The sequence below is a fragment of the Lacrimispora algidixylanolytica genome (assembly GCF_003609635.1).
In the GTDB taxonomy this organism is placed as follows: domain Bacteria; phylum Bacillota; class Clostridia; order Lachnospirales; family Lachnospiraceae; genus Lacrimispora; species Lacrimispora algidixylanolytica.
Window position 1 is genome coordinate 280,096 of record NZ_MCIA01000034.1, and the last position, 13,918, is coordinate 294,013.

Annotated in this window: 17 protein-coding genes; all 17 read right to left on the bottom strand. The window is 42.7% G+C overall.

What is annotated here, in order from left to right:
* Positions 1-51: 51 nt before the first annotated feature.
* The 17 genes from BET01_RS20115 to BET01_RS20190 all read right to left on the bottom strand — a co-directional run bounded on the left by BET01_RS20115 (position 52) and on the right by BET01_RS20190 (position 13,870).
* Positions 52-597 carry a bifunctional adenosylcobinamide kinase/adenosylcobinamide-phosphate guanylyltransferase gene (locus BET01_RS20115; RefSeq protein WP_120198659.1) on the bottom strand — a complete coding sequence of 182 codons (546 nt, stop codon included), beginning with the start codon at positions 595-597 and terminating at the stop codon, positions 52-54.
* The gene (gene cobT / locus BET01_RS20120) at positions 597-1,676 is read right to left on the bottom strand and encodes a nicotinate-nucleotide--dimethylbenzimidazole phosphoribosyltransferase (protein ID WP_120198660.1); all 1,080 of its coding nucleotides are present in this window, start codon (positions 1,674-1,676) and stop codon (positions 597-599) included. The genes BET01_RS20115 and cobT overlap by 1 nt, the downstream gene beginning before the upstream one ends.
* Before the next feature lie 4 nt (positions 1,677-1,680).
* Positions 1,681-3,099 (bottom strand): cobyrinate a,c-diamide synthase, encoded by a 1,419-nt coding sequence (locus tag BET01_RS20125; RefSeq protein ID WP_243117283.1) that lies wholly within the window; start codon positions 3,097-3,099, stop codon positions 1,681-1,683.
* A complete protein-coding gene (gene cbiT, locus BET01_RS22190; protein WP_243117284.1) occupies positions 3,092-3,664 on the bottom strand; it encodes a precorrin-6Y C5,15-methyltransferase (decarboxylating) subunit CbiT in 573 nt (190 codons plus the stop codon). Before cbiT ends, BET01_RS20125 begins: the two co-directional genes overlap by 8 nt.
* 3 nt (positions 3,665-3,667) lie before the next feature.
* Positions 3,668-5,125 carry a precorrin-6A reductase gene (gene cobK / locus BET01_RS20130; RefSeq protein WP_120198661.1) on the bottom strand — a complete coding sequence of 486 codons (1,458 nt, stop codon included), beginning with the start codon at positions 5,123-5,125 and terminating at the stop codon, positions 3,668-3,670.
* Positions 5,118-5,852, bottom strand: a complete 735-nt coding sequence (gene cobJ, locus BET01_RS20135) for a precorrin-3B C(17)-methyltransferase (RefSeq protein WP_120198662.1) — start codon at positions 5,850-5,852, stop codon at positions 5,118-5,120. Before cobJ ends, cobK begins: the two co-directional genes overlap by 8 nt.
* A complete protein-coding gene (locus BET01_RS20140; RefSeq protein WP_120198663.1) occupies positions 5,849-6,886 on the bottom strand; it encodes a cobalt-precorrin 5A hydrolase in 1,038 nt (345 codons plus the stop codon). Before BET01_RS20140 ends, cobJ begins: the two co-directional genes overlap by 4 nt.
* Positions 6,883-7,650, bottom strand: a complete 768-nt coding sequence (gene cobM / locus BET01_RS20145; RefSeq protein ID WP_120198664.1) for a precorrin-4 C(11)-methyltransferase — start codon at positions 7,648-7,650, stop codon at positions 6,883-6,885. The genes BET01_RS20140 and cobM overlap by 4 nt, the downstream gene beginning before the upstream one ends.
* 2 nt (positions 7,651-7,652) lie before the next feature.
* Positions 7,653-8,330 carry a precorrin-2 C(20)-methyltransferase gene (cobI, locus tag BET01_RS20150; RefSeq protein ID WP_120198665.1) on the bottom strand — a complete coding sequence of 226 codons (678 nt, stop codon included), beginning with the start codon at positions 8,328-8,330 and terminating at the stop codon, positions 7,653-7,655.
* A 14-nt stretch (positions 8,331-8,344) separates the two neighbouring features.
* Positions 8,345-9,529: a cobalt-precorrin-5B (C(1))-methyltransferase CbiD gene (gene cbiD, locus BET01_RS20155; protein WP_120198666.1), complete on the bottom strand. Its 1,185-nt coding sequence runs from the start codon at positions 9,527-9,529 to the stop codon at positions 8,345-8,347.
* 69 nt (positions 9,530-9,598) lie between these two features.
* Positions 9,599-9,820, bottom strand: a complete 222-nt coding sequence (locus BET01_RS20160; protein ID WP_120198667.1) for a small, acid-soluble spore protein, alpha/beta type — start codon at positions 9,818-9,820, stop codon at positions 9,599-9,601.
* A 143-nt stretch (positions 9,821-9,963) separates the two neighbouring features.
* The gene (locus BET01_RS20165) at positions 9,964-10,152 is read right to left on the bottom strand and encodes a PspC domain-containing protein (RefSeq protein ID WP_120198668.1); all 189 of its coding nucleotides are present in this window, start codon (positions 10,150-10,152) and stop codon (positions 9,964-9,966) included.
* A 44-nt stretch (positions 10,153-10,196) separates the two neighbouring features.
* Positions 10,197-11,141 (bottom strand): hypothetical protein, encoded by a 945-nt coding sequence (locus tag BET01_RS20170; RefSeq protein WP_120198669.1) that lies wholly within the window; start codon positions 11,139-11,141, stop codon positions 10,197-10,199.
* Entirely contained in the window at positions 11,138-11,881 is a 744-nt protein-coding gene (locus BET01_RS20175) for a DUF1700 domain-containing protein (RefSeq protein ID WP_120198670.1), read from the bottom strand. Before BET01_RS20175 ends, BET01_RS20170 begins: the two co-directional genes overlap by 4 nt.
* The gene (locus tag BET01_RS20180) at positions 11,878-12,198 is read right to left on the bottom strand and encodes a PadR family transcriptional regulator (RefSeq protein WP_120198671.1); all 321 of its coding nucleotides are present in this window, start codon (positions 12,196-12,198) and stop codon (positions 11,878-11,880) included. Before BET01_RS20180 ends, BET01_RS20175 begins: the two co-directional genes overlap by 4 nt.
* Positions 12,199-12,236: 38 nt before the next feature.
* Positions 12,237-12,476, bottom strand: a complete 240-nt coding sequence (locus BET01_RS20185; RefSeq protein WP_120198672.1) for a PspC domain-containing protein — start codon at positions 12,474-12,476, stop codon at positions 12,237-12,239.
* A gap of 353 nt (positions 12,477-12,829) precedes the next feature.
* Complete coding sequence (locus BET01_RS20190; RefSeq protein ID WP_120198702.1) at positions 12,830-13,870, bottom strand: TRAP transporter substrate-binding protein; 1,041 nt, start codon at positions 13,868-13,870, stop codon at positions 12,830-12,832.
* Positions 13,871-13,918 lie beyond the last annotated feature (48 nt).

Sequence of the window (13,918 nt, forward strand, 5' to 3'; positions counted from 1 at the left end):
GTCAGGATGCTACTATGTTAAGATAATAACATAGTTGAGGATTTTTTTCAATTAATTTCCTTTGATATTTATCGGAATTCCAGCAACAACTTCAATGACACAATCTGCTATCTGGGCAAGCTTTTCATTGATCCTGGCCAGGGTTCTCCGGTATTCATTGGTCTGGCTGCTGTAGCTGTCTCCATCAGAAAAAACTTCATTGGTTACAATAGTGACATTTACAGTCTGGTTTTTTATCTGATGGATTCCTTTCAGGATTTCCTCCACGGTTTCATCGGGAGTTAATAAGATTTCTTCTTTTTCTCCAAGGCCGAAAAGCTCGTTGGATACAAGGTTTGACATGCACTCCAAAAGGACTACGGAGTTACGGTTCCCTTCTGAAACATGGAGGTCTTTTAGATTTCGATAGCACTCCACCGTTTCAAACCCTTTTTTTGCTCTCATCTGCCTGTGCCTGAGAATCCGTTTTTCACATTCTTCATCCCAGGGCTTCATAGTAGCAATATAAATCCGTGTTCCTTCTGATCTGCTGGTGATTACATTTTCTGCATATTCTGATTTTCCGCTTCCACTCCCACCTATAACCAAGGTTAGCATTATGCACCTCCCAAGGGCTTATACTCTTCAATCTTGATATCTTCAAAAGAGCTCATTCTCTGATAGATGTCTGATGCCATGGTAAGAAGAGGAATCGCCGCAACTGCACCACTTCCCTCTCCAAGGCAAAGACCAGCCTGAATGAGTGGGGACAGTTTCAGCTCATCAAGAACCAGCTTGCCTGCCGGCTCAGCAGACACATGGGAAGCAAGCATAAAATCACAGCAGCCAGGATGGATCTTTTCTGCTGCCAGTGCAGCCGCTCCAGAGATAAATCCATCCAATAGAATTGGAACCCGGTAGATCGCGCCTCCTAAAAAGACTCCGGTGAGTCCGGCTAGATCAAACCCTCCTACTTTAGAAAGGACATCCACTCCGTCCTTACAAGAAGGTTTATAGAGGTTTATCGCTTCTGAAATGACTTTCATCTTTCGGAGCAGACCCTCGTCACTTAACCCTGCGCCTCTTCCCGTCAAAAGCCTGGGATCCATACCTAATAACATAGACGTGACAGCGCTGCTTGTAGTTGTATTGCCGATTCCCATTTCTCCTGTGGCTATGAGCCGATATCCGGCATCCACCAAAGTTTTAACAAGAGAGATTCCAGTCTCAATTGCCTTTATGGTCTCCTGTCTGGTCATAGCTGGTTCTTTTGCAAAGTTTTTGGTGCTATAAGCCAGTTTTTTTCGAATTAAGGGATAACGTTCCCCTGATACAAGTTCTCTAGCAACACCTATATCCACAGGAAATACATCTACGCCGGCCCTCTCCGACATAATACATACACTGCTGTTTCCATTGGTCATGTTTTCGGTTACAACAGCTGTTACTTCCACGCCTGTTTGCGTAACCCCTTCTTCTACGATTCCATTATCACCACACATGATGACAAGTGCCCGTTTTTCTATATCCACCCTTGATGTCTGGCTAATCCCGGCTATTTTAATCAGGTCCTCTTCCAGCACACCAAGGCTATAGAGAGGTTTTGCTACGCGACTCCATCTGATACGGGTCATTTCCATGGCTTCTTGATCTAGTGGAGTGATTCCTGATAAGTATTGTTTTAATTCCTCAACCATATCATCAGACCTTTCCTGTTATGGGCTTTTCACAAAGCTCTTGCGACTTATAGTTTTTACAGGCATTCATAAATTGCCTAGGTAAGGACGGATTGGAAGGGTAGTAAAAATGAGGAAATCCTGCCATTAAGTGATTGGTTCCATGGACACAGTCCCAGCTTCTACTTTGACCAGGTTTTACCGCTGTCATATGATCTCCATTGTTTTCACTATCCCAATAGTGGAACTCGTGTCCCCGTATGGATTCTCCCTTTTTCAAAAAGGCGAGATCTTCTTTGGGATAGACCTCAATATAACCAAACCTTCCAAGCCGTTTGGTGGGAAATACTTTCCCACCAATGATTCCAGCCATTTTATAGGTACCGTCGTCAGTGCTAAGCTCTTCATGAAGATACATAAAACCACCACATTCCGCCAGTATTGGAAGAGAACGTTCATAGGCTTGTTTTATTTCAGCTCGCATAGACTCATTCTCTGACAATTCATTTGCGTGAAGCTCTGGATAACCACCACCAAGCAGCAGACCGGAAATTCCTTCTGGCAGTTTACTATCTTTGCATGGGCTAAATGGAACGAGCTTTGCTCCCATGCGTTTTAAAAGTTCCAAATTCTCCTGATAATAAAAGCAGAAAGCTTCATCCATCGCCACTCCAATGGAAACCTGATCTGCTTCTTTCTGGGATTCTGGATCAATATCTTCACCAAGATTAGAATTAGAAACAAATAGTGGATTTGCCTGACCTGCCAGTTTTAATAGCCCGTCTATGTCTAAGGTAGTTTCCATGATTTCAGCTAGACGTTTCAGTTTTTCTTTTAGGCCGCCTATCTCGGCTGGAAGCACCAGCCCAAGATGTCGACTGTCAAGACAAGCCTCGTCACACTGGGGAAGATAACCGTAAACCTTCACTCCAAGAGCTTCAAACTCTGGCACCAGACGTTTTGCCATCATCTCAGAGGTCCGATTTAAGATGATACCTGCAATGTGGCTATCATTCTTATACTCCAGAAATCCCTTTACAATGGCTGCCAGGGAAAGGCTTGCCCCCTTGCAATCCAAAATCAGGATTGCAGGAGCATCTATGGCACAAGCCACATCATAGGTGCTTGCCTGGGTGGTGTTGCCACCTACCCCATCGTAATAACCCATAACGCCTTCAATGACAGACAATTCTGCCCCCTCAGACAGTGATATAAACTGGTTTTTAACTTGTTCTTTCTCTAAAAAATAAGTATCCAGGTTCCCGCCTTCAATTCCCTGAACCTGCTTATGAAACATGGGATCAATAAAATCAGGTCCACATTTAAAGGAACGGCAGGACACGCCGCGTAATTGAAATGCAGTCAGCAGTCCACAGGTGATCATTGTCTTCCCACTCCCGCTTTTTGGTGCTCCAAGCAGAAGTCTGGGATAAGAATTACTCAACAGCCGCACCTCCTTCTCCTCCAAAAGAAATGACATACACAGGGTTTTGTCCCATCATCATATGATAAGGTCCGGCAGTCTTTCCCTTTGAAACTTGTACCTGAACAAATTCCGCTTCTATGGAATGTTCCTTTAGCCAGCTTAGTACTTCAGAGACGGATTCTAAGGCAAGTACATTTATAACAATTCTGACCTCTGGATTTTTATCAAAAATTGTTTGTAACACATCTCCCATAGTGCCTGACGTACCGCCTATGAACGCATGGGTAGGCGCCTCAAGATCTAAAAGTGCACTTGGTGCGCTGCCTTCTATTACAGTAATGTTATCTGCCGAGAACTTTTCTTTATTTAACTTTATTAACTCGATTGCTTCAGGTTTTTTTTCTATGGCATAAACCCGACATGTGGGAATCAGCCTGGCGGCTTCCACAGAAACAGAACCTGTGCCCGCTCCCACATCGTAAAGAATGGAATCCTGTCCCAGTTCCAGTTTTGAAAGAGAAACTGCTCTGACCTCACTTTTTGTCATGGGCACTGCTCCCCTGATAAAGACTTCATCTCTCATATTTTACCTCTCAATCCATACAGCCGATAGCACATCAAACTCACCGTCTTTTAAGGATACCGGCGTACCTGTGATAATACGTTCGTCAGAATAAGAAAGCCGTTCTCCTACAGAAAGTTTCACTTCGCCAAATCCCTCTTCGATGAGACGAAGGCATACCTGATTCACAGTATTCGTTCCATCCAAAAGGGCGAACACCTGATGGAATTTCTTAAGTTCCTCTGCCACATCCCCTTGTCTGCCGTGAAGGCTCATGAGTTTGGCATCCTCCCAGCCAGTTTTTAACTTGGAACACAAATAGGATACGGAAGAGATTCCAGGGAGAATTTCTGTTTCATATGTACTTTGATTGGATTCAGCCAAAAAGGCTTCCATCATCTTTTTTGCACCACTGTAAAATCCGGTATCCCCGGAATAAAGAATGACAATCTTCTTATACTCCTTATGTTCTTCCAGCCAAGGCAGGATATCGCGGCTTACATACCAAGGAATTTGTTTCACGCCTGGAATCATATCCTCAATACTCTTTAACATCCGGTCTGCTCCAAAAACCACCTGACTATCCTTTAATGCTTTCACTGCCTGTACCGTCATCTGCTCTGGTCCGCCCATACCGATCCCAATGAGGCAGACGTTTCTTATGGTAGAAGGATCCTCTTGTGATCCTCCATCTACCTGGACACCATCTCCTGCATCATAATCAAACAGAATCTCTTTGGCTTCCTTTAAGGTCATTCCGGTTTCTGCCATGGGCCTACCTACGACCAAAGATTTTATCTGACAAGCTTCCGCCGCTTTTATTTTCTCCTGAAATCCTCCGGCATTCCCAGCCTCTTTGGTCACCAGGTAACGGATATCATACTGCCTAATCATAGCCTCATTTAATTCCTGGGAAAACGGTCCTTGCATTCCGATTAGTCGCTTACCTTTTATTCCGATTTCCTCACAGGAAGAAATCACTGACACAGTGGGCAGGATTCTGGCATAAACACGTTCTTCAAAGGAATCCAAAAGAGTAAAACGGGCTAATTCCTTGCTTCCAGTGGTGACAAGAATATTACCCTCTTTTTCCTTCAAATATAAAACGGCTTCTTCCACAGAATCTACCCAGATCACATGTTCACCAGCTCCGCCATCTTCTTTATTAGTCAAGGATTCCCGAACCACCCGGATTCGTTTCGTTCCTGTTTTCTCACAGGAGGAGGCAATGTTTTTACTTACCACGGCTGCATAAGGGTGAGTAGCATCAAAAACAAGAGTGATCCCATTGTGATTGATAAACCGTTCCATCTCTTCCTCATTCATAGGAGTTTCCTGGATCAAAAGATAAGGGCTCTCTGGGAGCACCGTTTTACCATAACCAGTTGCAACACTGACCCAGGCACTCTTCTTTTGTTCATGACAGTATTCTGCTAGAAGACGACCTTCTGTGGTTCCGCCAAAAATCAGAATTCTACTCATTGCGGTATCCTCTTGGAGTTACCATGTTTCCGTGGATTTCTTTTGTCATGGAATTACCCATGTATACGGTGGTAAACATGTCTACAGAGGTATCCTTTAAGGTTTCTAAGCTTAAGACTGACATTTCTTCCTCGCTTCTTCCAACATTTCTTGCGATTCCACAAACGGTCTCAGGGTCTCTATACTCCAGCACAATCTCACAGGCTTTCTTTAAATAATCTGACCTTTTTTTACTGGAAGGATTATAGAGACAAATTACCATATCCGCCTTAGCTGACATCCTTAACCGATCTTCAATAAGCTCCATTGGAGTCAGAAGATCGCTTAAACTGATGATAGCAAAATCATGGCCAAGAGGGGCACCTAAAAGAGCTCCGCCACTTAAAGCTGCGGTCACACCGGGGACCATCTCGATTTCTACCTCGTCATCTGAAAGTTCCAAAATCAGTCCACTCATTCCATATACTCCAGAATCTCCGCTGCATACCATGGCTACTGTCTTTCCTTTTTTGGCTTCATCAAGTGCCATCTGACACCGCTGCTTTTCCTGACGCATGGGCGTCGTAAGCGTTTCCTTGTCCGGAAAATGATCCCGAATCAGATCTATGTATACAGTATACCCTACAATAAGTTCACATTCCTTTAATACATTGATTGCCCTGACTGTCATATCCTCATAAGAACCTGGGCCGATTCCGACTACATAAAGCTTACCTGTTTTTGTCATATTTTTACCTTCCAATCCCGGATCGCCGCTGCTACTGTTACTCCCTGGCAGGGTTGCTTCTTGATAAAAAGCTTACCACCACCCATTTCCTCAGCGCAGACAATAGCTGCCCGCTCACACACATTATCAACACCAGTAACTTGCTTTACAAAAGATGAAGAAGTAAATTCTCCTTTTGCCTTTGAAAGAACCTCCGCCGGATACGTAACAAACGAAATCCCATAATGGGATGCAAATTCGCAGATTCCCGGTTCCTCTTTCTTTATATCAATGCTGGCACATGCAGCAATACTTTCTTTGTTAATATTCCAATCCATAAGCACCTGCTCTACGGCAGATTTTATGGTTTCAAAAGGAACCCCTTTTCTGCATCCGATTCCTAGAACAACTATTTTAGGTACCAGCAACAGGGAGTCAACTCGTTCTTCCCCAGGGTGTTTTTTAACACTTATATAAATAGAAGGAGTTGTAGATACATCTTTTAATAAGCCTTCCGGAAGATTTCCTTCTACCGGAAAATCACTAAAAAGTCCTACCTCTTCCCCCTTTAATAAGGAGGCAGATATCTCCTTAATTTTTTCCAAACGGGTAATAAAAAGTCCCTGCTCCTTTGCAAAAAGATCCACTGCAAATTTTCCATGATTGTCCGTTGCCGTAGTTATAACAGCTTGTCCTCCGGAGAGAGCGGCTGCCCGTGTTGCCAGTTCATTGGCACCTCCTAAGTGACCAGATAATAAGGAGATGGAGAAGCGTCCCAAATCATCCAATACCACAATAGCAGGATCTTTATCCTTGCCTTTTAAGTAGGGGGCAATGGCACGGACGGCTATCCCTGTTGCCCCGATAAAGACTATTCCTTCTTTTTTGTCAAACTGCTCCCTGGTCCACTCCTTTAAAGAAGCGTTCATTGGCAAAAGGCCGCTTTCCTCTGATCCAAATCCTTCGCATACATCTCCAGACTTTGACAGTCCCTCCATAAGCCTTACACACATTGCGGCTCCAGCCTTAGTAAAGCAAATCAGGGAAATATTCATAATTTCTCACCGGTTCCTTTTCGGTACTCTGTGGTAAATTCGGAATCATAAAGCTTAGACCGCTCGTAATTGGTCTGAGCCACTGCATTTCCTACCACAATGAGAGCTGTCTTTTTGATGCCCCACTTTTTGGCATTCTCATCAAGAGTGGCAACGGTGCAGACCACGGTTTTCTCTTCTTCCCAGGTGGCTTTGTATACGATTGCTGCCGGAGTTTCGGGAAGATACCCGCCCTTAATCAATTCATCAGACAGTGCCGAAAGCATACCAGTGCTTAAAAATATCACCATGGTGGCACCATGAGAAGCAAAGGAGGCGATGGATTCTCTCTCCGGCACTGGTGTTCTGCCCGCCATACGGGTAATGACTACGCTTTGGCTTATCTGAGGAAGAGTGTATTCTATCTTAAGAGCAGAAGCCGCTCCGCAAAAAGAACTAACTCCAGGACAAACTTCATAAGAGATACCTCTAGCATCAAGTTCATCCATCTGCTCTCTTATGGCGCCGTAAAGACTTGGATCTCCTGTATGGAGCCTTACCGTCATTTTCCCTTCGGCTTCCCCTTGTTCGATTGTGGAAATCACTTCTTCCAGAGTCATTTTAGCGCTGTCATAAACCTGACACGTTTCTTTCCTATAATCAAGTAAAAGAGGGTTCACTAAGGAACCTGCATAAATAATCAAATCAGCCTTTGAAAGAAGATCTTTTCCTCTAACTGTTATAAGATCCGGCGCACCCGGACCTGCTCCAACAATATGTACCATATTTACCTCACAATCAGCAATGAATAATAGCCAGCAGTTTCCGGTATTTCATCCAGACTTTTATAAATCCGTTCCTCTTCCATACCACAATTTTCTACCATGACCGCACTCAAACCGTTTTTCTTAATCTCTTCTTTTACTGCTTCGATCTGTCTTCCTGCTTTCATCAATACCTTGACACCTGGTAGCTTTAAGGCATCTGAAATCTGATAAGAAGCCGGTATGATATGAAGCTCCTCTGATCCTGTCACCAAGGAAAGATCTAGCCTTGCCGCAGCTGCGCAAAAGGAAGGAATCCCGCTTACTAAGCGAATTTCGTACCCTTCTTTTACAACCCGCTCCGCTAAATAAGCAAAGGTAGAGTAAATACTCACATCTCCCAGAGTCAGAAAACCTACATCTTCTCCTAGCTGCAACCGCGCGATCACGGCATCTGCTGCTTCCTCATGGCTTTTCCTCAATGCTTCCTGATCTTTTGTCATTGGCATATGAAGACAGAGACATTCCTTCTCTTCTATTTCCGGAACTGCCTGCCTGGCAATCTGATATGAAGTACAAATTTCCTTATCTTTATGAGGGATGGCAATCACCTTTAAATCCCTGATTCTTTTTACTGCTTTAATTGTCATCAGTTCAGGATCTCCCGGACCAACTCCAATTCCATACATGATCCCAGCCATGCTTTATCCTCCTGTTATTCCCTGTCATCGTTTCTTTTCGTAAAGGTTTCTATCAAATCTTTCGCGCCTTCGCTCATGCCAAGGATTCCATATGTGGTAGAAAAAGTTACCACTTCTACATGAATTCCGCCACTCCACTCCGTCACCTGCTTTTTAATTCTATGTACTACTTCCGTCATCACTGGTTCAAGAATGTTGTGATCCTCTAGAATTTTAGCGGCCTCCTCTGTGGTATTAGCGCTTAATATCTGTTGTTTCAAATCTTCTGATGTTTGAATGACATCACTTGCACAGCCCCATAGGATTTCCATCCTGCGGTCCCCATGTTTGGAGTGAGTATTGTATACACCTCCCGCAACCTTTATAAGCTTCCCGATGTGACCTACAAATAAAATATCTTTAAACCTATCCTCACTTGCCATTAAAAAGGACTCTCCGATAAAATTACTACAGGTGACTCCTTCTGACATAGAAAGGGAAAGGGTTTCCTTAATAAATGCCTCTCCGTAATTTCCTGGAGTTAGAATGACTTTTCTTTCACCTGCGACTGCCTTCATATGTAATTCTAAGCGAATGGTGGCAGTAAGTGCTTCTTCACTCATGGGATTAACAATCCCCGTAGTCCCAAGGATAGACAGACCTCCTACGATTCCAAGCTTGGAATTAAAGGTCTTCTCTGCCAATTTTTTTCCTTCTGGCATAGACACGGTTATCATGAGAGGGCCTTCAAACCCAGCCTCTCTCCTAGCTTCCTCCACTCCTTGAAAGATCATAGTCCTTGGAACGGGATTAATAGCTGGTAATCCAATGGGACAGGAAAGCCCTGGTTTCGTCACCCAGCCAATCCCTTCTCCTGCTGTCAAAAACAAGAAACTGCTTTCTTCTTGCTCCCCACAATTGCAGTAACAGGTCTTTTTGGCCTCCGCTTCGTCCCCATCAAAATATTGGACTCTTGCAAAAATCATAGCCTTATCCGTCACATCTGGATCATCTCCAGCATCTTTTTGAACCGCACACGTTGCCTGATCTTTCTCCAGGACAACATGAAAAAGGGGCAGATCGGCTTCCGTCCCCTTTGGTGTCACAAGCTTCATATGTAGTAAAGGATTACCCGTAAGCAACATGGCCGCTGCTGCCTTAGCTGCAGCAGCAGCACATGTCCCAGTGGTAAATCCGCTTCGTAATTCTTGTTTTTCCATATTTTATCCTCTTCGATGTACATTATAAAAGATTTTTGCTCACGGCGCAAGGATATTCCTAGCTTTTCCCTATGATTCCTCGTTTTTCTCCAAGGCTTCTTTCTTTAATTCTCTTTTCCTTTTCGTAATTAATCCGCCGATTCGACCACTTTCTTTCGCAGTCAAACTCCGCCAGCCGCCTATTACCACTTTATCGCCAAGCCCAAGTTCGGTGGCTATTTCAAATTTAAGTATTTCTTCCGGTTTCAAGTTGTGAGGATCAAATGGCTCACTCTTTTTTACTTTGGACACTTTTTTCCATCTCCTTTCCTAAATCTAGTGAGAGTATACCCGGGATAGAAAGGTTTAAACGTAAATTTTCTATAGATTTCTATAAAAAAACAAGAGCCATCAATAAAGAAATGGCCCCCGTTCCAGATGAAAACATTTAATTTTTAGTGTCTTGGAATGATAAGTGCCGCAATGATATAGGCAATGATTCCAGGACCTGAGCAAGTTAACAGTACCCACAAAAGACGAACGATTGTTGCATCTACGTCAAAGTATTCTCCAATTCCACCGCATACTCCGCAAAGCATTTTGTCTGTATCTGACCGATATAACTTTTTTTGATTGTCTCCCATTTGTTTTTCTCCTTTTTGTCATTTAAGTTTTGTTCTAGTACAAGTTAAACTTGATTCATAAACGTTATTTTTACTGCACTTACCTCACATTTTAAATCCATGGATTTCGGTGCATTTGCATTTTCTAGCCCCGTTTTTCCTAAGACAGATATACTTTCATCCCCAAGTTTTACGGCTCCTAGTTCAGAATCGACTTTGTAGCTAAAATCCTCTTTTTCCCCTACCAGCTTCAGATTAATGGCACTGGCTTCACAATCTACCAAAACACGATCTAATACATCTCCTGAATAATTTACAGCACCAGCTTCAGAATCTATGGATAATTTACCCACATTCCCCTTGCTGATATTAGCGACTCCTGCTGTTACGTTAAGACTTAATTCATCCGCCGAAATGGCTTTTGCTACAACTCCAACGCTTTTGAAACTGCCTTTGCCAGGCTTATTATTAGTGGGGGCAATATTAATCTTAACCTTGGTGAACTGGTGATTCTCTGGTACATGGATGGTAAACAGTATGCTTGAATCCTGTCTATAACCATTACCCGGATAGGTTTTAAGATTTAATTTACCCCCTTTATCCTCTATCTTATAAAAGGAACTATCCTTGTTGCAATAGATGGTGATCTCATCTCCCACAGAATCATCTATGATCCGAACCTTCCCCACCATTAGATCTGCATCCAGATCCACTATACCAATGCCTGAATAAATCTGATCTCCCTGCTCACTTATATCAATATCATTTTTATCAGTAGGAAACTCATTGATTTTAAATTGCTCCTGATCTTCACTGTCAAAAGGAAAATCACTATCAGCCCAGAATTCGTCTTCAGCTAAATTTCCCACTTCATTCCACCACTGCTTCAGTTGCTGAGGGATTGCATCGGTTAAATTTGCTCCCATTGCAACAGCCGCTGTCATCATTCCCCCGCCTGCCAGTACGCAAACAAGTCCGGCTATGATACATCCCTTTATAAATTTCTTCATAGACGGCTCCTCCTTCTATTAAGTATGCTCTGAATAAAATTAACTGTTCCCCGAAGCAAGAAGGGAAGAAATCTTCCATAAAATGATACGCAAACTGCCAATCCAAGGAGTCCAAATCCCAGTACAACCACTCCAATTCCCATAACTAGTAATCCAGCCAAGGGGTGAACTGCTATAGAAATAAATCCCGCCAATAAAACAGCAAAACCACTTACCAAAAAAGCAAGAGTCAATGCGCCAATGCCAACGATTATTGCAACTAGAATACCAAAGAGTCCTCCTAGCAACCCCATAAAACCGCCTCCGATTCCCAATATCAAAGGTGAAGCTGCTATAATAAGAATTCCCCAAAGAATCATTTTTGCAATTCGATTAGAAGATCCCGACTTACCTTCGCTGTAATGCCTATCCTGTGTACTTCCTTTATCATCGTCCTGTTGTTCTTGAATCTCTGGAAGATCATACCGTTTTGCCATCTGGTAATTTGGATCCTTAAACCGTTCATCCTCATAACCCTTATCGGTAAATCCCCCTCCTTCGCCTAAGCTACCAGATATCTCGGAGCGAATGATCGATGCGATACGTTCCGGGCTGCCAAAGTCACGAATGACCTGTTCTTCATTCTCTGTCCCGGCCTCCTCCAGATAATCCCTGTAATACTCGATGGCATCTGCCTTATCTTCCTCTGGTATATCCGATAGAAGATATTCCAGATTTCTCATAAAATCTTCCTTACTCATATATGTGCCTCCTCAAATATTTGGGATATCTTCCTGGAATAGCCAAGCCACTCACCTTTATAGAGATTTAGCTGAATCCGTCCCTTTTCCGTGATGTTATAGTATCTCCGGTTTCTGCCATCAAAAGCCAGATCATACACTTCAAGGCATTCTTCCTTTTGCAATCTCCTCAATACGGGGTATAACGTCGATTCCGATATATCGATTGCATTTCTCACATCCTGTGTAATCTTATATCCATAAGTACCTTCTTGGTCCCTTGATACTACCGCCAGGACAATGGCGTCTAATAATGCTGCTCCTGTGTTAAAAACCATATGCCCACTCCTATCTATGCCAACAAAATTGTGTTGTCTTATTGTTCCGGTGCCTTTGGTATGATGGCCGCTGCAATGATATAAAGAATTAAACTACCACCAACCAGAGAAAATCCCATATAGGAATGAAATATGTTACGCCATGTCTGAAGCATCATAAGTAATACCCAAATCAGCCTTATCATTACCGGATCTACTTGAAAATACTCTCCAATTCCACCACAAACTCCACATAATACTTTATTCTTCACAGAACGGTACAAACGTTTTGGTTCCACGATTGTCACCTTCCTTTCTCTTTTCTTTGTCTGAGCAATTATAATATTGTTTTAATCTTTATATTATATGCTGTATAGTATATATTATATGAGCTATAATATTGTTTGTCAACAATTTTCAATCTTTATTTCCGTGGATTTACGATCTATATGTTTACAAGCATAATGATTATCTCGATTATACCTATATATTAATCAATAAACTAAAACAATCCTAATTGGAGAATTTACCTAATTATAAAATAATAAAACGCCAGATTACGAATTCGCATCTGGCGTTTTATTTTTAATCACTATATTCAGAAATCTAACTGAATCGATCATTCATAATTCTTGAATTGGTTTTACAGGACTTATCGCTGCTGAGCAATCCGATTTACAACGTCTATATAATCACTGCAATAGGTCTGATATACGCTCATGGCTGCCGCTCGGAAACGGACCTGTTCACTAGAACTTAATTCTGTTACCACACATCCAGCCTTTGTCAATCGCTCTCTGACATTTTCCTCCCTGATTTTCCACAGCTCTCTTTCATAAAGTGCCGATTCTTCTCCACAAACTCTGATAATCTCCCTATCTTCCTCGTTTAACCGATCCCAGGTTGACTGAGAAGCCAGTTGAATCTCTGGAATTCTACTATGTGCATCCAGAGTGATGTACTTAGCAACTTCATAGTGGTCCATGGTCTCATATGATGGCCAGTTATTCTCCGCTCCGTCAATATAACTGGTTTCCAAAGCCGCATAGACATCAGAATAAGCCATTGGCACTGCCTTCGCTCCCATTGCCTCCACCATATCTGCCATCATACCGGATTTTGCCACTCGAATCCGCATTTTTTTTAAATCCTCTATCCGTTCTATTGAATGGGAAGAATTATAAAAATTTCTGGCCCCTGCGTCAAACCAGGAAAGAGCCACCATACCGCTGCCGTTTAAATCAGCTTTAAATTCTTCTCCGATTTCACCATCCAAAACCTTCCACATATGACTTTCATCTCGATACACATAAGGCAATTGAAGCACGTTAAACTTAGGATTTATATCGGTTAGCATCATAACGGATACTCTGGCAAAATCAATACCCCCATATTGAAGCTGCTCCGTGATTTGATTCTCATCCCCCATATCCCCACCTGAAAAAACGTTAATTTTAATTCTTCCATTCGTTTTATCATAAACCAGCTCAGCAAATTTTCTGGCTCCCTGAGTGGTTGGATAATCATCCGGTTGATTATCCGCATAGGTAAATACATATTCCGGGGTTGTTAACATACCCGTGAAAATTGAGAGTTCTCCTCTCTGTCTGGCATTCCACAAACCAAACATTCCCAAGACTAACGCCATAAGAAGCAGGGCACATATTGCAGTTTTTGCTATCCTTTTATCCATTTCCTTCACCCCCAAAACGCCTCCTCTGGGCACAGAGGAAGCGATTTG